20 protein-coding genes, 1 tRNA gene and 1 pseudogene are annotated in these 20,368 nt (G+C 58.6%); 20 read left to right on the top strand and 2 right to left on the bottom strand.

Annotation, left to right across the window (positions count from 1 at the left end):
• The first annotated feature begins 169 nt into the window (after positions 1 to 169).
• The 11 genes from H6A20_RS07090 (at position 170) to nspC (ending at position 10,668) form a co-directional block, all read left to right on the top strand.
• Positions 170 to 249 (top strand) — tRNA-Leu (locus H6A20_RS07090).
• Positions 250 to 421: 172 nt separating this feature from the next.
• Entirely contained in the window at positions 422 to 832 is a 411-nt protein-coding gene (locus H6A20_RS07085; RefSeq protein WP_204906426.1) for a hypothetical protein, read from the top strand.
• A 28-nt stretch (positions 833 to 860) separates the two neighbouring features.
• Entirely contained in the window at positions 861 to 2,174 is a 1,314-nt protein-coding gene (locus H6A20_RS07080) for a TrkH family potassium uptake protein (protein WP_204906425.1), read from the top strand.
• A 15-nt stretch (positions 2,175 to 2,189) separates the two neighbouring features.
• On the top strand, positions 2,190 to 2,852 hold the full coding sequence (locus H6A20_RS07075) for a potassium channel family protein (RefSeq protein ID WP_204906424.1): 663 nt from the start codon (positions 2,190 to 2,192) through the stop codon (positions 2,850 to 2,852).
• Positions 2,853 to 2,876: 24 nt separating this feature from the next.
• Entirely contained in the window at positions 2,877 to 3,929 is a 1,053-nt protein-coding gene (locus H6A20_RS07070) for an inorganic phosphate transporter (RefSeq protein WP_204906423.1), read from the top strand.
• Between the two features lie 27 nt (positions 3,930 to 3,956).
• Positions 3,957 to 4,580 carry a DUF47 domain-containing protein gene (locus tag H6A20_RS07065; RefSeq protein WP_204906422.1) on the top strand — a complete coding sequence of 208 codons (624 nt, stop codon included), beginning with the start codon at positions 3,957 to 3,959 and terminating at the stop codon, positions 4,578 to 4,580.
• 489 nt (positions 4,581 to 5,069) lie between these two features.
• Positions 5,070 to 6,533: an aminotransferase class I/II-fold pyridoxal phosphate-dependent enzyme gene (locus H6A20_RS07060; RefSeq protein WP_204906421.1), complete on the top strand. Its 1,464-nt coding sequence runs from the start codon at positions 5,070 to 5,072 to the stop codon at positions 6,531 to 6,533.
• 4 nt (positions 6,534 to 6,537) lie between these two features.
• The gene (gene speE, locus H6A20_RS07055) at positions 6,538 to 7,389 is read left to right on the top strand and encodes a polyamine aminopropyltransferase (RefSeq protein ID WP_204906420.1); all 852 of its coding nucleotides are present in this window, start codon (positions 6,538 to 6,540) and stop codon (positions 7,387 to 7,389) included.
• A complete protein-coding gene (gene speB / locus H6A20_RS07050; RefSeq protein ID WP_204906419.1) occupies positions 7,379 to 8,239 on the top strand; it encodes an agmatinase in 861 nt (286 codons plus the stop codon). Before speE ends, speB begins: the two co-directional genes overlap by 11 nt.
• Positions 8,240 to 8,269: 30 nt before the next feature.
• Complete coding sequence (locus tag H6A20_RS07045) at positions 8,270 to 9,472, top strand: saccharopine dehydrogenase family protein (RefSeq protein WP_204906418.1); 1,203 nt, start codon at positions 8,270 to 8,272, stop codon at positions 9,470 to 9,472.
• 2 nt (positions 9,473 to 9,474) lie between these two features.
• Positions 9,475 to 10,668 carry a carboxynorspermidine decarboxylase gene (gene nspC, locus H6A20_RS07040; protein ID WP_243426158.1) on the top strand — a complete coding sequence of 398 codons (1,194 nt, stop codon included), beginning with the start codon at positions 9,475 to 9,477 and terminating at the stop codon, positions 10,666 to 10,668.
• On the opposite strand, the gene H6A20_RS07035 is transcribed toward nspC, so the two are convergent.
• A complete protein-coding gene (locus H6A20_RS07035) occupies positions 10,663 to 11,907 on the bottom strand; it encodes a helix-turn-helix domain-containing protein (protein WP_204906417.1) in 1,245 nt (414 codons plus the stop codon). The two genes, nspC and H6A20_RS07035, sit on opposite strands and share 6 nt — an antisense overlap.
• 279 nt (positions 11,908 to 12,186) lie before the next feature.
• On the opposite strand from H6A20_RS07035, the pseudogene H6A20_RS07030 reads away from it, so the two are divergent.
• The 7 genes and pseudogenes from H6A20_RS07030 to yfcE all read left to right on the top strand — a co-directional run.
• Positions 12,187 to 12,597, top strand: a pseudogene (locus tag H6A20_RS07030) (cellulase family glycosylhydrolase); the annotation flags it as partial.
• Between the two features lie 34 nt (positions 12,598 to 12,631).
• Complete coding sequence (locus tag H6A20_RS07025) at positions 12,632 to 13,129, top strand: MFS transporter (RefSeq protein WP_338106622.1); 498 nt, start codon at positions 12,632 to 12,634, stop codon at positions 13,127 to 13,129.
• A gap of 74 nt (positions 13,130 to 13,203) precedes the next feature.
• Positions 13,204 to 15,204, top strand: a complete 2,001-nt coding sequence (locus H6A20_RS07020) for a beta-galactosidase (RefSeq protein ID WP_204906415.1) — start codon at positions 13,204 to 13,206, stop codon at positions 15,202 to 15,204.
• A gap of 11 nt (positions 15,205 to 15,215) precedes the next feature.
• Positions 15,216 to 15,947 (top strand): glycoside hydrolase, encoded by a 732-nt coding sequence (locus H6A20_RS07015; RefSeq protein ID WP_243426157.1) that lies wholly within the window; start codon positions 15,216 to 15,218, stop codon positions 15,945 to 15,947.
• A gap of 436 nt (positions 15,948 to 16,383) precedes the next feature.
• Positions 16,384 to 16,968, top strand: a complete 585-nt coding sequence (locus H6A20_RS13560; RefSeq protein ID WP_243426156.1) for a hypothetical protein — start codon at positions 16,384 to 16,386, stop codon at positions 16,966 to 16,968.
• 12 nt (positions 16,969 to 16,980) lie between these two features.
• A complete protein-coding gene (locus H6A20_RS13555) occupies positions 16,981 to 17,295 on the top strand; it encodes a hypothetical protein (RefSeq protein WP_243426155.1) in 315 nt (104 codons plus the stop codon).
• On the top strand, positions 17,292 to 17,846 hold the full coding sequence (yfcE, locus tag H6A20_RS07005; RefSeq protein WP_204906414.1) for a phosphodiesterase: 555 nt from the start codon (positions 17,292 to 17,294) through the stop codon (positions 17,844 to 17,846). Before H6A20_RS13555 ends, yfcE begins: the two co-directional genes overlap by 4 nt.
• A gap of 59 nt (positions 17,847 to 17,905) precedes the next feature.
• Here the strand turns inward: yfcE and H6A20_RS07000 are convergent, their stop codons facing one another.
• Positions 17,906 to 18,529 (bottom strand): YczE/YyaS/YitT family protein, encoded by a 624-nt coding sequence (locus tag H6A20_RS07000; RefSeq protein WP_204906413.1) that lies wholly within the window; start codon positions 18,527 to 18,529, stop codon positions 17,906 to 17,908.
• 144 nt (positions 18,530 to 18,673) lie between these two features.
• Between H6A20_RS07000 and H6A20_RS06995 the strand changes: the two genes are divergently transcribed.
• Together H6A20_RS06995 and H6A20_RS06990 are read left to right on the top strand one after the other, a co-directional pair.
• Complete coding sequence (locus H6A20_RS06995) at positions 18,674 to 19,642, top strand: helix-turn-helix domain-containing protein (protein ID WP_204906412.1); 969 nt, start codon at positions 18,674 to 18,676, stop codon at positions 19,640 to 19,642.
• On the top strand, positions 19,635 to 20,360 hold the full coding sequence (locus tag H6A20_RS06990; protein ID WP_204906411.1) for an ABC transporter ATP-binding protein: 726 nt from the start codon (positions 19,635 to 19,637) through the stop codon (positions 20,358 to 20,360). Before H6A20_RS06995 ends, H6A20_RS06990 begins: the two co-directional genes overlap by 8 nt.
• Positions 20,361 to 20,368: the final 8 nt, after the last annotated feature.

Genomic DNA, 20,368 nt, shown 5'->3' with positions numbered 1-20,368 from the left:
AATGTCTCACGAGGAGACGCGGAAGTACTGTAAAACAGGGCGTTGCGGGCATTTCGATACCTTGACTTTTAATCAAGTTGTCCGGGGTTCGAGCCCCCGCACGCTCATGCAAAAGAGTTCCGCACAGGAACTCTTTTCTGTTATAAAAGTCCTCCGTACGGACGACTGCGCGGATGTGGCGGAACTGGCAGACGCGCCAGACTTAGGATCTGGTACTCCGGTGTGCAGGTTCGATTCCTGTCATCCGCATAAAAAGCGGCAGAAAGCAACAGACAAGTGTGCTTTCCGCCGCTTTTTTTGTGGAATATTGCGAGCTTGACAGAGGGTATGATTAATGATATAAGAGTTAGTGTTAAATCAATGTAAACTGTTTCTTTTTTTAGAGAGGGCTGTAAAGATGCACAGCAAATCCAGAACATCCGTGTTGATCATAGCGGCTGCCATCACCTGCGTGGTACTGTCCTTTGGCCTGTTTTCCAGAGGGGAGCTTCTGGCGGCCGGCGCTGCCGGGAGCGGGCAGACTGTGTGCGGCATGGAGGGGAGCTCCAGGATCGACCTGCACGACGCGTACCCGGATGCGGGTATGAGGCAGGCGCCCCGCGGGACGAGGCTGTGCGGCGCGCGTCCCCTGAAGGCGGGAGCTGACAGGGAAGTGTGTCCGGTGTGGGCCTGGCTTGCCGGTGCCGCTGCCTTTTGGGCGCACTGCACCGGGAACGGGAACGGCCAGGCGGAGCATCCGCAGCGCTCTCATCCCGCGCGGTATCTGCGCGACCTTTTCACCCTGTACCGGAAAGACGGCAAGAAGAGAAGACTTGCCTTTGTGACGATCTGACATCATCTGCAGAAGACGGGAGAGAACTATGAAAAACAGAATAACTACTATAGGGTTTTTTAAGCGGCAGCCTGCGGGCAGACTGATCGCCCTCGGCTTCGCGGCTGTGATCCTTCTCGGGGCGGTGCTCCTGTGCCTTCCGGTGTCCGTGAAGGAGGGAGCCCACGTGTCCTTTATCGACGCGCTCTTCACATCCACGAGCGCTGTCTGTGTGACGGGGCTCATCGCCATCGACACGGCGGATCATTTCACAGCCTTCGGGCAGGGGCTGGTGGCGGTCCTCATTCAGATCGGCGGCCTGGGCGTGACGTCTGTGGGCGTGGGCCTGATGCTGGCGGCCGGCAGGCGCGTGAGCATCAAGACGCGGCTCCTTGTCAAGGAAGCCCTGAATGTGGACACGTACAAGGGGATCGTGCGCCTGATCCGGGCGGTGCTCTTCATGACGCTTCTTTTTGAGGCGGCGGGCGCCATCCTGAGCTACCCGGTGTTCAGCCGGGACCATGAACCGCTGCACGCGGTGGGGATCAGCCTGTTCCATTCCGTGGCTGCGTTCAACAACTCGGGATTCGACATCCTGGGAGGCCTGCGCAACCTGACCATCTACCAGGACAGCGTGCTCCTCAACCTGACCACGGCGGGCCTGATCATCTTCGGCGGCCTTGGCTTCCTGGTCATCCTGGATGTGGCAAAGAAGAAGAGCTTTAAAAAACTGGCGTTCCACTCCAAGGTGGTCATCTCCACCAGCATCGTGCTGACGGTTGCCGGCACGCTGCTTTTGAAGGGAACCGAGGACATTACATGGCTGGGGGCGTTTTTCCAGAGCGTGTCCGCCAGAACGGCGGGATTTTCCACCTACGCCATCGGCGATTTTACAAATGCGGGCCTGTTCGTCCTGTGCGTGCTCATGTTCATCGGCGCGTCGCCGGGATCCACCGGAGGCGGCATCAAGACGAGCACCTTCTTCGTGCTGCTGCAGGCGGCCAGAAGCGCGTGCGTGAAGCGCAATGCGAGCGCGTTCAAACGGGGCATATCCAGGGAAAATATTGCCAAGGCGAGCATGATCACGGTGCTGTCCATGACCGTGGTGTGTGTGGCGACCTTCCTTCTGTGCGTGCTGGAGCCGGACCGCACCTTTATCCAGGTGTTCTTTGAAGTGGTGTCCGCGTTCGGCACGGTGGGGCTGTCCACCGGCATCACGCCCACGTTAGGCGCGGCGGCCAAGATCGTGATCATCTGCGTCATGTATATCGGGAGACTGGGGGCGTTCACCCTGCTGACGATCTGGATCAGCCATCCGGAGCCGAAGCTGCGCTACTCAGAAGAAAATATCGCTATCGGATAGAGAGGAAACTATAATATGAAGAAAAAAGAGAAACTGACATACGGCGTTATCGGACTGGGGCGCTTCGGCAAAGCCCTGGCAGTGACGCTGGCGGAATCGGACAACGACGTGATCGTCATGGACCAGGAGGAGAGCACCATCCGGGAGATGCGCAATTATACGGACTATGCGTTCATTACAAGCGACCTGAGCATGGAGGCCCTGCGGGAGGCCGGGATCCACAACTGCGACGTGGTCATCGTATGCATCGGCGAGAAGGTGGACGTGAGCGTGCTCACCACCATGAGCGTCATCGAGATGGGTGTGCCCCGGGTGATCGCCAAGGCCCTGTCCCCGGAGCAGGGGGCGGTCCTTCGCAAGCTGGGGGCGGAGGTCGTATACCCGGAGCGGGATATGGCGCTGCGCCTTGGCAGAAGGCTCCTGTCGGGCAACTTCCTTGACTCCATCTCGCTGGACCACAGCGTGGAGATCCGGCAGATCCAGGTGCCGGAGAAGCTGACCGGGAAGACGGTGGAGCAGATCCAGCTTCGCCAGAAGCACGGCCTCAATATCATTGCCATTGAGAGCGGCATGGACACGACCATCGAAGTGCGGCCGGACTATCAGCTGAAGCGGGACGACATCCTGGTGGTGATCGGAAAGACCGGCAATATCAATATATTTGAGGAGAGCCTGTAAAGGCGGACAGGAGGAAACGATCGTATGGATGTATCATTCAGTTATTTCCTGGACGCCATGGCGGGCAGCCCGGTGCTTGTCATCACCCTGCTGCTGACGCTGGGGGTGATTTTTGTCAACGGGTGGACGGACGCGCCCAACGCCATCGCCACCTGTGTGACGACCAGGTGTCTGCCGGCCAGGACGGCGATCCTGATGAGCGCGGCCTTCAACTTCCTGGGCGTGTTCGTCATGACGCAGATCAACAGCTCGGTGGCTTCCACCATCAGCAATATGGTGGACTTCGGGGACAACACCCAGGAGGCGCTGGTGGCGCTGTGCGCCGCCCTCATCTCCATCGTCGTATACAGCGTGGCTGCTTCCGTGTTCGGGATCCCCACCAGTGAGAGCCACAGCCTGATCGCCGGCATATCCGGCGCAGCCATCGCCATCCAGGGCGGTGTCGGCGGCATCAACGGGGCGGAGTGGGTGAAGGTGCTCTACGGCCTTGTGCTCAGCCTTGCCCTCGGATTTATCACGGGATGGGTCATCTGCAGGCTCATCACCATCCTGTGCCGGAATATGGAGCGGCGCAGCGCCAACCGCTTCTTCGGCGGGGCCCAGATCGTGGGCGCGGCGGCCATGAGCTTCATGCACGGAGCCCAGGACGGCCAGAAGTTCATCGGCGTGCTCTTCCTTGGCATCGCATTCTGCAATGGCCAGAACTCGGTGTCCGGCATGGAGATCCCGGTATGGCTCATGCTCCTGTGCAGTATCGTCATGGGACTTGGCACGAGCGTGGGCGGCGAGAAGATCATCAAGTCCGTAGGCATGGACATGGTGAAGCTGGAGCGGTACCAGGGCTTTTCCGCGGACCTGGCAGGCGCCTTCTGCCTTCTTTTGTCCAGTGTGTTCGGCATCCCGGTGTCGACCACCCACACAAAGACAAGCGCCATCATGGGCGTGGGGGCGGTCAAGCGGATCACTGCCATCAACTTCAATGTCGTGAAGGACATGATGCTGACCTGGATCTTTACGTTCCCGGGGTGTGGCATCATCAGCTACGTGATGGCCAGGATCTTCATGGCTGTGTTTTAAAAATACATAGAAACAGGAGAATATATCATGTCGAAAAAACAGGATGCATTTTATTATGATAATTTTATCGCGTGTGCGGAACTTGCCGGGCAGGCGGCCCATTTCCTGAAGGAGAAGCTGACGGATTTTGATCCGGCGCAGATGGAGGAGAACATGGAGGCGATCCACCGGATCGAGCACGCGGCGGATGAGAAGAAACACCAGCTCACGGATGTGCTGGCAAAGGCCTTCATCACGCCCATCGAGCGGGAGGACATCGTGTCCCTGAGCTTTAACATTGACGAGCTGGCGGACAAGGCGGAGGAAGTCTTTATCCGCATCTACATGAACAATGTGCAGACGATCCGGCCGGACGCGCTGGATATGCTGGACATCGTCATCCGGTGTACGGAAGAGGTGTGCACGCTCATGCGGGAGTTCGCGGATTTCCGCCGCTCCAGAAAGCTGAACGAGAGCATCATCCGGATCAACTCCCTGGAGGAGCAGGCGGACAAGATCTATCTGGCCAGCATGCGCGCCCTCCACACGCAGTGCGACGACCTGCGGGAGGTCCTGGCGTGGCGGGAGATCTACACGTACCTGGAGAAATGCGCGGACGCCTGCGAGCACGTGGCGGACGTGGTGGAAGAGGTTGTCATGAAGAATTCCTAGGGAGTTTTTCAGCAGAGAGTTTTTCTGGAGAGATTTTTAAAAATATTTCTTGCATGTTTACAAAAAAAATGATATAAGTAAACACGTATGGAAAACAGATATGGCTTCCATGCAAATATTTTTCCGGCAGCAGGGAATGGCTGCCTTATTGATTGAGTTAGAAGCTCAAATTTTATAAGTTGGTTACTTTATAACCGGTGTGCGAAGAGGCACGCAAAACTTGTGAAACGGTCAATAAGAGTAGTAAAAGTAAAAATATTTGCTATATAGACTCTCAAAGGTCCCATATCTGTCCATAGTACAGCGAAGAGCGCGGCGAAAAGGCTGTGCCTGTCTGCGCCCGCGTCTGTGCGCCAGGAAAAAACAGAAATGATAAAACGCAAGTGGAAGAGCCCCTTCTGCCTGCGTTTTTTTGCGCTATAAGCCCGGCGGGGCGGGCCGCGCCCGCACAAGGCGGCCGCCTGCCGGGGAGAGAGGAGTTGCTGGAGGATGAAGAAGAGAACACAGAATGACGCGCCCATCTACGAGGCGCTGGAGGAGTTCCGGAGGATGCGGATCGTGCCCTTTGACGTGCCGGGACACAAGCGGGGGAGGGGGAACCCGGAGCTGGCCAGGCTGCTGGGGGAGAGGTGCGTCAGCATTGACGTCAATTCCATGAAGCCCCTGGACAACCTGTGCCACCCGGTCTCCGTGATCCGGGAGGCGGAGGAGCTGGCCGCGGAGGCCTTCGGGGCGGCCCACGCCTTTCTCGTGGTGGGGGGCACCACCTCGGCGGTCCAGAGCATGGCCCTGGCCTGCTGCAAGAAGGGGGACAAGATCATCATGCCAAGGAACGTCCACAGGAGCATCATCAACGCCCTGGTTCTGTGCGGAGCCAGGCCCGTGTACGTGAACCCGGACGTGGACCAGAACCTGGGGATCTCCCTGGGGATGAAGGTGGAGCAGGTGGAGCAGGCCATCCGGGACAACCCGGACGCGGTGGCCGTGTTCGTGAACAATCCCACCTACTACGGCATCTGCTCGGACCTTGCGACCATCGTGGAGGCGGCCCACAGCCGGGGCATGAAGGTGCTCGTGGACGAGGCCCACGGGACCCACTTCTACTTCGGGGAGGATTTCCCGGTCTCCGCCATGGCGGCGGGGGCGGACATGGCCTCCGTGAGCATGCACAAGTCCGGGGGCAGCCTGACCCAGAGTTCCCTCCTTCTTGTGGGGGAGGGGATGCACCCCGGCTACGTGCGCCAGATCATCAACCTGACCCAGACAACCAGCGCCTCCTACCTGCTCCTTGCAAGCCTGGACATCTCCAGGAGGAACCTGGCCCTGCGGGGGCGGGAGGCCTTCGCCAGGGTGGCGGACCTGGCCGGGTACGCCAGGGAGGAGATCAACCGGATCGGCGGCTACTACGCCTTCGGGGAGGAGCTGGTGAACCGGGACAGCATCTTCGCCTTTGACCCCACGAAGCTCTCCGTCCACACCCTGGAGATCGGGCTGGCGGGCATCGAGGTGTACGACATCCTGCGGGACGAGTACGACATCCAGATCGAGTTCGGGGATTTGGGGAACATGCTGGCCTACCTGTCCATCGGGGACAGGAAACAGGAGGTGGAGCGTCTCGTCAGCGCCCTGGCGGACATCAAGCGCCGATACCAGAAGGACAAGACGGGTATGCTCTCCCAGGAGTACATCCCGCCCCGGGTGGTGATGACGCCCCAGGAGTCCTTCTACGCGCCAAAGGAACAGCTCCCCATCCGGGAGGCGAAGGGCCGGATCTGCAGTGAGTTCGTCATGTGCTACCCGCCTGGCATCCCCATCCTGGCGCCGGGGGAGGAGATCACGGACGAGATCATCGAGTACATCCTCTACGCCAAGGAGAAGGGCTGCTCCATGACCGGGCCGGAGGATGAGAAGATCGAGAATTTGAACGTAGTGACGGAAGGGAAGGAGGAGTAGAGAGATGGAAATGTGGTTTTCGGACGAGCACACAGAGGATGTGAAGCTGTCCATCCGCATCAATGAGCAGCTCTTCAGCGCCCAGAGCGAGTTCCAGCGGATCGACGTGCTGGACTCCCGGGAGTTCGGACGCATCCTCGTGGCGGACGGGGATCTGATGCTGACGGAGAAGGACGAGTTCATCTACCACGAGATGATCACCCACGTGCCCATGGCGGTGCACCCCGATGTGAAGGACGTGCTGGTCATCGGCGGGGGAGACGGCGGAGTGGTGCGGGAGCTGATCAAGTACGAGGACATCCGCCACATCGACGTGGTGGAGATGGATCCCCTGCTTGTGGAGGTGTGCCGCAAGTACATCCCCCAGATCGCCTGCAGCTTGAACGACGAGAGGGTGGAGATCTTCCACGAGGACGGGCTGCGCTTTATCCGGTCAAAGACGGATAAGTACGACCTCATCATCATCGACTCGCCCAACCCCTTCGGGCCGGGGGAGGGGCTGTTCACAAAGGAGTTCTACGGGAACTGCTACAACGCCCTCCGGGAGGACGGCATCATGGTCAACCAGAACGAGAGCCCCTTCTACACGGAGGAGGCCTTCCAGTGCCAGCGGATGCACAAGCGGATCGTGGAGACCTTCCCCATCTGCCGGGTCTACCAGGCCCACCTGCCCTCCTACCCGTCCGGCCACTGGCTTTTCGGTTTCGCGTCGAAGAAGTACCATCCCCTGGAGGATCTGAACGGCGTGGCCTGGAAACTGAAGGGGATACGGACGAGATACTATGAACCGAGACTGCACGCGGGGGTGTTTGCCCTGCCTGTCTATGTGGAGGAGCTGCTGGAAGATGTTGAATAAAAATATTGTAGATTACATGGGATGTGACTGTACATACGAGGAGGCGGACATTGTCCTTTACGGGGCGCCCTTTGACTCCACCACCTCCTTCCGGCCGGGGACCCGCTTTGCCGGTGGCGCCATCCGGACGGACTCCTACGGGCTGGAGACTTACAGCCCTTACCAGGACAGAAGCCTGGAGGAGTGCCGGGTCTTTGACATGGGAGATTTGGAGCTGGCCATCGGAAGTTCGGAGAAGGTGCTGGATCAGATCGAGGAGACGGCCGGGGAGATCTTCCGGGACGGGAAGCTGCCCTTCCTCATCGGGGGAGAGCACCTGGTGACCCTGGGAAGTGTCCGGGCGGCGGCCCGGAAATATCCGGATCTTCACATCCTGCACTTTGACGCCCACACGGACCTGCGGGAGGATTACCTGGGGGTGGAGCTGTCCCACGCCTGCGTCCTTCGGCGGTGCTGGGAGCTGCTGGGGGATGGCCGCATCCACCAGTTCGGCATCCGCTCTGGGGAGAGGGCGGAGTTTGGCTGGGCCCGGGAGGGACACACGGATCTTCATCCTTTCACCCTGGAGGGGCTGGGGGAGACGCTGGAGGAGCTGAAGGGCGTCCCGGTGTACTTCACCGTGGACCTGGATGTGATGGACCCTTCCGTCTTTCCCGGGACGGGGACGCCGGAGCCGGGAGGCGTAAGTTATATGGAACTGCAGAGAGCCGTGACGGAAGTGTGCCGGAAGGCAGAGGTCATCGGGTGCGACGTGACGGAGCTCTGCCCGCCCTTTGACCCCACAGGGGCTTCCACGGCCGCGGCATGCAAGATCACAAGGGAGATGCTCATCGCCCTTGGAACAAAATAGAAAAGAGAGAAGAAAAGGAGGATATTAGAAATGGGAAAAGTACTGATCATCGGATGCGGAGGAGTGGCCAGCGTAGCTATCCAGAAATGCTGCCAGAACAGCGAGGTGTTTTCAGAGATCTGCATCGCCAGCCGCACCGTGTCCAAGTGTGACGCGCTGAAGGAGAAGCTGGAGGGAACTACAAAGACAAAGATCACCACCGCCCAGGTGGATGCGGACAATGTGGAGGAGCTGAAGGCGCTCATCAGAAAAGTGGAGCCGGAGGTGGTGCTGAACCTGGCTCTTCCCTACCAGGACCTTCACATCATGGACGCCTGCCTGGCCTGCGGCGTACACTATGTGGACACGGCCAACTACGAGCCCGAGGACACGGCAAAATTTGAGTACAAATGGCAGTGGGCCTACCGGGACGCCTACGAGAAGGCAGGCCTTACAGCCCTTCTTGGAAGCGGTTTTGACCCGGGAGTGACCAGTGTGTTCTCCGCCTATGCGCTGAAGCACTATTTTGACGAGATCAACTATATCGACATCCTGGACTGCAATGCGGGAGACCACGGCTATCCCTTTGCCACCAACTTCAACCCGGAGATCAACATCCGGGAGGTGTCCGCCAAGGGCTCCTACTGGGAGGACGGACACTGGGTGGAGACAGAGCCCATGGAGATCAAGCGGGTCTACAACTTCCCGGAGATCGGCCCGAAGGATATGTATCTTCTCCACCACGAGGAGATCGAGTCGCTGGCTCTCAATATCCCTGGCATCAAAAGGATCCGCTTCTTTATGACATTCGGGGAGAGCTATCTCACTCACCTGCGGTGCCTGGAGAATGTGGGGATGACCTCCATTGAACCCATTATGTTTGAGGGGAAAGAGATCGTGCCCCTGCAGTTCTTAAAGGCCGTGCTGCCGGATCCCTCCTCCCTGGGACCGCGGACAAAGGGAAAGACAAACATCGGCTGCATCTTTGTGGGAAAGAAGGATGGAAAAGAGAAGAAGATCTACATCTACAATACCTGTGATCACCAGGAGTGCTACAAAGAGGTGGGCTCCCAGGCAGTGGCTTACACCACAGGCGTGCCGGCCATGATCGGCGCCATGATGATCTTAAACGGCACATGGAGAAAGCCGGGCGTCTATAATATGGAAGAGTTTGACCCGGATCCGTTCATGGAAGCGCTGAACAAGTGGGGACTTCCCTGGAAGGTCAGCGAGGACCCGGAGCTGGTGGACTAGAGATGAGAGAGACAAGAGAAGAGCGCGCGCGGATGGGCGGCGCGGACCTGTCCACGCCCTGCTATGTGGTGAGGGAGAGGGCGCTAAGGGACAATCTGGAGCAGCTCGCCTCCCTGGCCCGGGAGACGGGGGCAAAGATCCTGCTGGCACAGAAGGCCTTCTCCATGTTCCGGGTCTATCCCCTGATCGGGCAGTACCTGGCGGGCACTGCGGCCAGCGGGCTCTACGAGGCCATGCTGGGGGCGGAGTGCATGGGGAAGGAGAACCACATCTTCTCCCCTGCCTACCGGCCGGAGGAGATGGAGGAGATCCTCTCCCTGTGCGACCACGTGATCCTCAACTCGCCGCAGCAGATCCGGCGCTACAAAGCGCAGATCCTGGCCGCGGGGCGAAGCCCGGGGCTCCGGGTCAACCCGCAGCACTCCACCCAGGAGGGACATGCCATCTACGATCCCTGCGCCCCCGGCTCCCGCCTTGGCACTACCCTGGCCCAGCTGGAGGCGGCCCTTGAGGAGACGCCGGACCTGCTGGAGGGGATCGAGGGACTCCACTTCCACACCCTCTGCGAGCAGGACGCGGACGCCCTGGCGGAGACGCTGGAGGCAGTGGAGGAGAAGTTCGGCAGATACATGAGGAATATGAAGTGGATCAATCTGGGCGGCGGCCACCACATCACCCGGCCCGGCTACCACCGGGAGACGCTGGCGCGGTGCATCCGCCATGTGCGGGAGACTTACGGGGCGGAGGTCTATCTGGAGCCGGGGGAGGCGGTGGCGCTGAACGCCGGCGTGCTCCTGACCCGGGTGCTGGAGATCATGCCCGGCGGGGGCGGCGTGCCCTGCGAAGGGAGCCACGCCATCCTGGACGCCTCCGCCGCCTGCCACATGCCGGACGTGCTGGAGATGCCCTACCGGCCGCCCCTCAAGGGCGGCGGCCTGCCCGGGGAGAAGCCCTTCACCTACCGCCTGGCAGGCCCCACCTGCCTGGCGGGGGACGTGATCGGGGACTACTCCTTTGACCGGCCTTTAGAGCCGGGGGACGTGCTGGAATTTCAGGATATGGCCATCTATTCTATGGTGAAGAACAATACCTTCAACGGCATGGCGCTGCCGGACATCGTCCTCGAGAGGGAGGACGGAAGTCTGGAGCTGGTGCGCAGATTTGGATACGAAGATTTTAAAGGCAGGCTGTCATAGGCCTGCCTTTTTTATGCGGAACTCCCGGACGCCGTACCGGTCCCGGTACTGCTTGAGGGTCAGGCCGGTGAGCCGCCTGAATGTCTTTCCCAGGTGGCTCTGGGAGGAGAAGCCCAGGTAGGCGGCGATCTCGCTGTAGGTGTAGGGGGAGTAGGTCAGCAGGTTCTTCGTCAGACCCACCTTCTCCTGGAGGATGAACTCCGTGATGGTGACGCCCTCGTGCTGATGGAAGATCTCCGACAGGTAATTCGCGTTCAGGTACAGCTCGTCCGCTATGTCCTGGATGCGGATTTTTTCATGCAGGTGTTTGAAAATGTAGTCCTTGCACTGGTCCACCCGGGGGTTCTGGTCCTTCCTTGGCCGCCCCGCCTTCTGGGAATTTAAGTCCGCCACCATCTCCGCGTACCTGAACTCGAACTGATGCATCATGTTGAGGAGCACCGCCGTGTCCGACTCCGCCTCGATACTCTGGATGAAGACGTCGCTCATGGAGAAGGAGATCTCGGGCAGCAGGCCGCCCCGGATGGCCGCGCGGCTGGCCAGGGTGATGACTACGATGGCCCGGTTGCGCATCTGGCGCACCTCGTCTTTGGCCAGCGTCCCGATCTTCCCGGTGTAGTCCTCCTGCAGGCTGCGGCGCAGCATGTCCACATCCCCCAGCTCGATGCTGGTGAACTCCCGCAGTTCCTGGTCGTAGGGATTGTGGGGCTGCTCCTGCTCCCTCCGGTCGAAGACGAGGGTGGAGTAGTCTTCCATGATCGCGTCCTCCATGGAGCTGTCCATGCAGTTGGCCGCGACCAGGTCGTCCAGGGAGAGAAAGCTGGTGTGCAGCAGGTTATAGACGAGAAGTACATGGGAGGTAAAGTCGGAGAACTCGCACTCCGGGGCGGCAGCCGCCGTCTCCTCCGGGGGATGCGGCTCGTCAATGTCCCGGTTCATGCGGACCGGGGAGGAGAAGCGGACCGGGCCGATGAGGAAGTCCTGCTCCGGCGAGGGGATATAGGCGTAGTACAACTTTCTACTGGCGGAGAAAAGAGCGGGCAGGGAGGGGGAGGAGCCGGTCTGTTCCCACTCGTCCAGAGCCCGGCACAGGATCTCCGCGGTCAGGAAAGTATCCTGCAGGTCCCGCCTCCCGCAGAAGACCTCGGGGGCGGTGCCCGGGCGGACGGGGTGGGGCCAGGTTTTTACAATGGTGTGAAGGCCGTAGGATACGTGGCGCATCAGGTAGGCAGTGTTCATCGTCTTCTCTCCTTTCTCCCCGGGCCGGGCATGAGAAAAGGTCCGGCAATGTAAGATTGACCCGGGTTGTAAGCTATGCTCCTATCATACCACGGAAGTTTTTCCGTGAAAAGTGTCAAAATGCCGAGAATAATAATATAAAATCCTCTGGCCGGGGGATAAAATAGGCGTCAGAAAGCAGCAGTAAAGAATGACTTCAAAAAAAAGAAAGAAAGGAAAGTGAAAGTCACGCAGGTAAAAGGAGTAAATCTTGGCAACTGGCTTGTCCTGGAGAAGTGGATGAGTCCCGGACTGTTCGAGGGAACGACGGCGGAGGATGAGCACAACCTCCCCCTCCAGCTCCCGAAGGAGGTGTACGAGGCGCGCATGAAGATGCACAGGGCCGAGTACATCACGGAGAGGGACTTTACAAGGATCAGATCCATCGGGATGAATGCAGTCCGCATCCCGGTTCCCTACTTCATCTTCGGGGACAGGGAGTCCTTCATCGGATGCATCGAAGAACTGGACAAGGCGTTCAACTGGGCGGAGAAGTACGGCCTTCAGATCCTCATCGACCTCCACACCGCGCCGGGCAGCCAGAACGGATTTGACAATGGCGGCGAGAGCGGCGTGTGCATCTGGTCCCAGGATCCGGACGAGGTAGAGTTTGAGCTCAGCGTCCTGGAGCGGCTGGCGCAGCGCTACGGCACAAGGAAAGGGCTGTGGGGCATCGAGATCATCAATGAGCCGGTGCTGGAGGACATGTGGGAAGAGAAACCTGTTCATGGTCGGAATGGTGATCGCGACAGTCGGCTTCGTGCTGTCCGGCGTGACGACAAACTATTCCCTGATCTGCGTGTCCTCCGTCATCAAGGGCATCGGATTTGGATGCGGCGGAGCCACCATGTTCGGCTGCCTGCAGGATGCAATCACCTACGGAGAGTGGTATAATGGATACGGCACAGCCGGTATGGGAAACGCCGCCTCCTCTTTCTGCATGAAGGTAGGCTCCGGCGTCGGCACAGCGGCTCTCGGATGGATCCTGGACGCCGGCGGCTTTGACGCTGCGCTGGAGGTACAGAGCGCGTCCGCACTTACTTCCATCACAGTCGCCTTTGCCTGGGTGCCGGTGATCACATCCGTGATCTGTGTCATCTGCATGGCTCTGTTCAACCTGGACAAGTACTATCCCCAGGTTGTGGCAGACCTGGAGCAGGGAAAACACAGGATGGACAAATAAGATAAAACAGTATTTAAGTGCAGAAGAAGGATGGCGTCTATGCGGCATCCTTCCTCTGGTATACAGGAGGACGTATGAACAGACAGGAACTGCTTTTGGGCGTGGCGTATTACCCGGAATATATGCCTTACGACCGGATAGACAAAGATTTTGACATGATGAGACAGGCCGGGATCAATGTGGTGCGCATTGCGGAGTCCACCTGGAGCACGCTGGAACCTGTGGAGGGGACCTTCGACTTTTTCTGCATCGACCGGGTGCTTGCGAAGGCGCAGGAGACAGGCATGCAGGTGATCGTGGGCACGCCCACCTACGCGGTGCCGGCCTGGCTCGTGCGGAAGGATCCGGATGTGCTGGTGACGACAAAGGAGGGCAGGGCTTTCTACGGCCACCGCCAGCTCATCAACATCCTGAACCCCACCTACCTGCGCTGCGGGGAGCGGGTGATCCGGGCTCTCATGGAGCACACGGCGGGGCATCCCCGGGTCATCGGTTTCCAGATCGACAATGAGACGAAGCACTACGGCAACGACGGGGAGGAGATGCAGCGGCGTTTCCGGGCGTACCTGCAGGAGAAATTCGGGAGTACGGAGGCGCTGAACAGAGCTTTCTATCTCCCCTTCTGGAGCAACTCCATCCACGACTGGGACGACCTGCCGGATATGCGGGGCTGCATCAACGGCGGCCTGGCCGGTGAGTACGAGGCCTTCAGGCGCACGCAGGCCGCGGAGTTTCTGGCCTGGCAGGCGCGGATCATCGAGGAGTACCGCCGCCCGGACCAGTTCATCACCCACAACTTTGACTTTGAGTGGAAGAAGTTCGGGGCGGACATCGCCCAGGACGGCCTGTCCTATGGCGTGCAGCCGGACATGAACCACTATGAGGCGTCCGCCTGCGTGGATCTGGCGGGGACGGATATCTACTTCCACACCCAGGACCGGCTGACCGGGGCGGAGGCCGCCTTCGGGGGCGACTCCATCCGCTGTCTGAAGGACGATAACTACCTGGTGCTGGAGAGCCAGGCCCAGGCTTTCAAGTACTGGACCCCCTACCCGGGGCAGCTTAAGCTCCACGCCTACAGCCATCTGGCCAGCGGCGCCCTGGGAGAACTCTTCTGGAACTGGCACTCCATCCACAACGGGTACGAGACCTACTGGCGGGGCGTCTTGAGCCACGACCTTTTGCCAAACCGGGCCTACGAGGAGATCGGCGTCATCGGCCGGGAGTGGCGGGAGCACGGCCGGGAGATGGCGGGGCTTGTCAAGAAGAACCGCATTGCCCTGCTCACGGACAACCGCTCCCTCACCGCCCTTACGTGGTTCCCCATTGACCGCGACGTAAGTTACAATGACGTGGTTCGCTGGATGTATGACAGCCTCTATGAGATGAACCTGGAGTGCGATGTGGTGGATGTCCACGCCCTGGAGGAGGACCGGTACGACATGATCGTAGTTCCCGCCCTCTACTGCGCACAGGAGGACCTGATCCGCCGGCTTAGGGCCTTCGCGCAGCGGGGCGGCGTGCTGGTGAGCTCTTTCCGCTCCTTTGTGGCGGACGGGTGCGCCAGCGTGTATCCGGACGCCCTGCCCCACGGCCTGACGGACTGCTTCGGCGTGACCTACAACGAATTTACTGAGCCGGGCAGGGCCTGCCTGCGGGGGGAGAAGCTCTCGTACTACATGGAACTGCTCAGGACTCAGGGTGCGGAGAGCCTGGCGGACTATGAACATCCCTACTGGGGGGCGTACGCGGCCGTCACCCGCAATGGTTTCGGGAAAGGCGCGGCCTACTATGTGGGATGCTATACATCCAAAGCGTTTTTAAAAGAGATATACAGACAGGCGGCCGGGGACGCCGGCATTCCGGTTCCCGCGCTGCAGTGGCCGGTGACGGTGCGGAGCGGACGGACGCCGGACGGGCGCACCCTGCACTTTTTCCTGCACTACAGTGAGGAGACGCGGCAGATCTCCTGCCCGTACCCCAGAGTGCGGGATGTCCTGACAGGGGAGGAACTGCGGGAAGGAGATGCGATCCGGCTGCATGACTGGGACGTGCGCGTCCTGGAGGAAAGATGAGGAGGAATTTTATGCGTTTATATATGACAGAAAGTCAGGAGAAACTCTATCCGGAGAAAAAAGAGGAGATGTTTTCTTTTATCCCGGATGACGGGACGGAGAACGAAGTGGTCAACCTCTATCCGTCCGTGACATACCAGACCATGGAGGGGTTCGGCGGGGCCGTCACCGACGCGGCCGGGTATGTGTTTTCCCGGATGGACGAGGACCAGCAGGAGGAGATGCTCTCCATGTATTTCGGGCCGGACGGCATGCACTACAATCGGGTGCGCCTGCACATGGACAGTTGTGATTTCGCCACCCGGCTCTACTCCGCCGTGGAGGACGAAGAGGACGGGGATCTTGCGTCCTTTGACTTCAGCTACACGGAGAAGTACATGATCCCCCTTCTTGAGGCCGCCCAGAAGAAGGCGGGCAGGAAGCTGAAGGTCATGCTCTCCGTCTGGTCCCCGCCGGCATTCATGAAGACGAACGGCAGCCGTCTGGGCGGCGGCTCCCTGAAGAAGGAGTATTATGGCTGGTGGGCCCGGTACCTGTGCCGGTATATCGAGGAATTTGAAAAGAGGGGGTACGAGGTGGAGCGCATGTCCCTTCAGAACGAGCCGGCCGCTGTGCAGACGTGGGATTCCTGCGTCTTTATGAACAAGTCTGACGAGAGGACGCCGGCGGTGATCCGCATGGATGGGGAGCTTTGCCGCATCTGCCTGGAGCCCCGGGCCATAGCAAGCTGCATCATACGATAACGGAAAAGGAGAGACCTGCTATGATTACAAATCCGATCATTCCCGGATTCAATCCGGATCCCTGCATCAGCACAGCGCGGGGCTCATCCTCTACTATGACAATATGAACTACATCAACCTGCGGAAATACTACAGTGAGACGCTGGGCGGCAGCGCCCCGTTTTTTCTTTTGGGAATTTCAGATGATAAATTTTATGTCGCATGTTCTTGCGGCGGCGGTGGAAGTGTGCTATGCTGTTTTCAGGCATTAATTTTCTTATACTTTCATGTGGCATATGCCGTGTCAAAGAAGAGCCGGGTCTGTCTCCGGCATTCCTGTCAGAAATCTTAATGCTTATTTTCACAATCAGAGTAAGCAGAGAGGTTTCAAAGGAAGGAGAGAAATGTTTCGGAATGTCTTCTGGGACCTCCTGCAAACAGTAAAGGAGGAGGGCCTGTGGAACAGAAGATAAGGCTGCAGTGGCATCCGGGATTTGTATCCGTTCTCAGGATAGAGCTGGAGAAGGAGCTTGGCCGGCTGGAAATCGAAGAAGAAGTCCAGTTGACGAAAAAGCCGTTGCAGATGGATGTACTGCTCATCAAAAAGAATGGAGAGGAACCAATCGAAAAGAATATTGGTCGCATTTTCAGGAAACACAACATCATCGAGTACAAATCGCCGGGAGACAGCCTGAGCGTCAATGATTTCTATAAAGTGTACGGCTATGCCTGTATCTACCAGTCTGATACGGATAAGGTGATGGAGATCCGGCCTCAGGAGATGACGCTGACCTTTGTGTGTAGCCGTTTTCCTAGAAAGCTGCTGAGTCATCTGGAGAAGGTGAGACGGATGAGCGTGAGGGAAGTGGAGAAGGGCATCTATTATCTGGAGGGAGATCCCATCCCCATGCAACTGATCATTGTGCCGCGGCTGTCAGCGAAAAATAACTATTGGCTGCAGCATCTGCGGAGCAATCTGCGAAGGGGCAGGGAGATCGAGGAACTGATGGAGCGGTATGAAAAGCACAGTCAGTCCCGGTAGTATCAGTCGGCGATGGATCTGATTGTCCGGGCCAACTGGGAGAACATGAAGGAGGAGAAGAATATGTGCGAAGCATTGCGGGAATTGTTTGCGGATGAGCTGCGTGAAACAAGAGAGAGGGGCGCGGCCGTCGGAGCCAGAAAGCAGATCATTTCTGTTGTGTGCAAGAAGCTGAGTAAAAACAAAGGGGTGTCTGAGATCGCAGAGGCTCTGGAGGAACCGAAGGAGAAGATCCGTCTCATCTGTGAGGCTGCTGCGGAGTATGCGCCGGATTACGATGTGGACAGGATCTATGACAAACTGACAGAAAGAGAGGAAAGACAATGAAGATACTGATCGCGTCAGACATTCACGGGAGCGCCTGGTACTGCCGGCGGCTCCTGGACAGATACCGGGAGGAAAAGCCGGATAAACTGCTGCTTCTGGGGGACATCCTCTATCACGGACCGAGGAATGACCTGCCAAGGGAGTATGCGCCAAAAGAAGTGCTGGCCATGCTGAATGCCGTGAAGGAGGAGATCCTGTGTGTGCGGGGGAACTGCGACACGGAGGTGGATCAGATGGTGCTGGAATTTCCCATTATGGCAGACTACTGCATTCTGTATGTGGGGGGAAGGATGATCTTTGCCACCCACGGGCATCAGTACAACATGGCGAACCCGCCCATGCTGAAGCAGGGCGATATCCTGCTGCACGGACATACCCATGTACCCGCGATGAAGAAGTTTGAGGGGAAATACTATCTCAATCCCGGCTCTGTGTCCATCCCGAAGGAAGACAGCGCCCCGGGATATATGATGCTGGAAGACGGCGTGTTCACATGGAAGAATGTGGAGACGGGATGTGCCTACCAGATGTGGGACGGTACGAGCGTCTAGGAAATGATAAAAAGTCCGGCGCGGTGAGGAAGAGTCACTGCAGCCGGACTTTTTTGAAGTCAGACAGTCTGCTTTTTTCCGTACCGGAGCGGCTCCGCCACGTGCCTGCGGAAGAAGGCGATGACCGGGCCCATGAAGAAGGCCGTGATCACCGTGCCGATCCCGACTGTGGCGCGGAGGGAAAAACCGATAGCCACGCAGATGAAATCCGTGCCGATCCGCAGATACTGAAAGGGAATGCGGGTGTGGGCGTCCAGATACAGCGCGACCGCATCGTAGGTGGAGACGCCCAGATCCGCCGTGAAGTAGAGGGCGGCTGCCAGGCTGGTGATCACGATGGCCGCCAGAAGGAACACAATCTTCAGAGCCAGCCCGGGATCCGGGAACAGCCTGTCGCACACCCAGCCGGAGAACTCCGCCACATACCCCAGCAGGAACAGGTTGATGAATGTGCCGAGGCCGATCTTTGTCCGGTCCATGAAAAACACGGCGACGAGGAGGATCAGATTCAGGATCATATAGAAGGTGCCGTATCCGATGGAGGTCAGGTTCCAAAGCCCGTGGGCAAGGACCTGGAAGGGGTCCATGCCGAAATCCGAGAAATTGAACATGCCGACGGCGATCCCGTTCAGCGTGATGCCAAAGACGGTCATGCAGATCCGTCTTGTTTTTTCGTCAGTCATTTGAAAATCACCTTTCTTCCCGCACCCCACTTGACATACCGGGTGCCTGTTTTATAATTATAATGCCGGTCAAAACCGGCGTCTGTCAGAAACAGACCATCTGATGTAATATTCGTACCATATAGAAAAGGGGAGGGAGCTTTTGTGGGGTATCTGTACAGGCAGGACCAGATCCTGGTGGACCAGAGCATGTATGAGCTGCAGAAGCACGGGACAAAAGAATTTCCCTTCCAGGTGTATCTCAATGATTTTTCCCGCTTCCGCGGACATCTGGAGGACTGGCACTGCCACTTAGAGATGGAGTTTACCGTTGCCCTGAAAGGAGAGTTTGAGTGCGGGATGAATGAGCGGCGCTGCAGGATACGGCCGGGCGAGGGCGTGTTCGTCAATTCCGGCGTCCTGCACATGCACCGCGCGCTCGGCAGATATGAGGACAGCGAGAGCATCTCGATCGTATTTCTGCCCCAGTTTGTCTCCGGAGGAACAGACAATCTGATCTTCCGCAAGTTTGTGGAACCTGTCATGCAGGACACGGGTCTTCGCGGCGAGCCCCTGCGCAGGGACGTCAGGTGGCAGGAGGATGCGCTGGACTGTCTTCTGGATATCTACCGGCTCAGCCGGAAGGACAGCTGGATCGCGGAGATGAAGATCCGGGACAGGATGTGCGAAGCGTGGGAGCTCCTTGTCGAGAACCGGCGGGAGGAGGGCGCGCGCAAAGAGACGGCCCCGGCAGATATGGTCTACGAGGAGAGGGCAAAACAGATCCTGCGCTATATACAGTCCCATTATCAGGAGGACATTTCGATAGAAGATATGGCGCGCCAGGTCCACATCAGCCGGACGGAATGCTTCCGGTGCTTCCAGAGGATCACAGGGAAAAGCCCCAAGAATTATCTGAACAGCTACCGGATCCGGCAGGCCATGCGCCGCCTGGAGACGACGCAGGACAGCGTGACGGATATCTGTTTTTCCTGCGGGTTCAATCATATGAGTTACTTTGTCAAACGGTTCCGGGAGAGCGTGGGCATGTCGCCCGGAAAATACAGGGACATGATGCGGGGGCGGGAAGATCTTCCCGCAACAGAAGCAGAGAAAGGAGAGCAGCATGCTTGAAGTAAAAAACCTGACTTTTAAAGTAAACGAGAACGGTGTGGAGAGAAGCATCGTAAAGGACATCAGCTTTTCCATGGAAAACGGCGAGATGCTTGTCATCACAGGGCCGAACGGGGGAGGGAAATCCACGCTGGCCAAGGTGCTGATGGGGATCGAGAAGGCGGATGCCGGACAGATCCTGCTGGACGGCGCGGACATCTCGGACTTTGACATCGACCACAGGGCCAAGGCAGGCATTGGATTTGCCTTCCAGCAGCCGCCCCGGTTCAAGGGGATGACGGTGGACCGCCTCCTTGGCCTGGCTGCGGGGGAGCACCTTCCGGAGCAGGAGGCCTGCCGGATGCTGAGCGCGGTGGGGCTCTGTGCAAAGGAGTACCTGAAAAGAGAGATCGACGGCACGCTCTCCGGCGGGGAAATGAAGCGCCTGGAGATCGCCACTGTACTGGCGAAGCCTCACAAACTGTGTATCTTCGACGAGCCGGAAGCGGGCATCGACCTGTGGAGCTTTTCCATGCTGATCCAGCAGTTTGAGCGGATCCACAGGAAAAAGGACCAGATGCTGATGCTGATCTCCCATCAGGAGCGCATCATCCGCATGGCGGACCGGATCATGGTCATCGACGACGGGAAGATCAAGCATATCGGGCCGCGGGAGGAGATCCTCCCCGCCCTTCTCACGGATGAACCGTCCTGCACATGTATGGACAGGGAACAGTAGGAAGACGG

It is taken from the genome of Mordavella massiliensis (assembly GCF_016901695.1).
Taxonomy (GTDB): domain Bacteria; phylum Bacillota; class Clostridia; order Lachnospirales; family Lachnospiraceae; genus Claveliimonas; species Claveliimonas massiliensis_A.
This window is presented reverse-complemented; position numbering and strand designations above follow the sequence as displayed.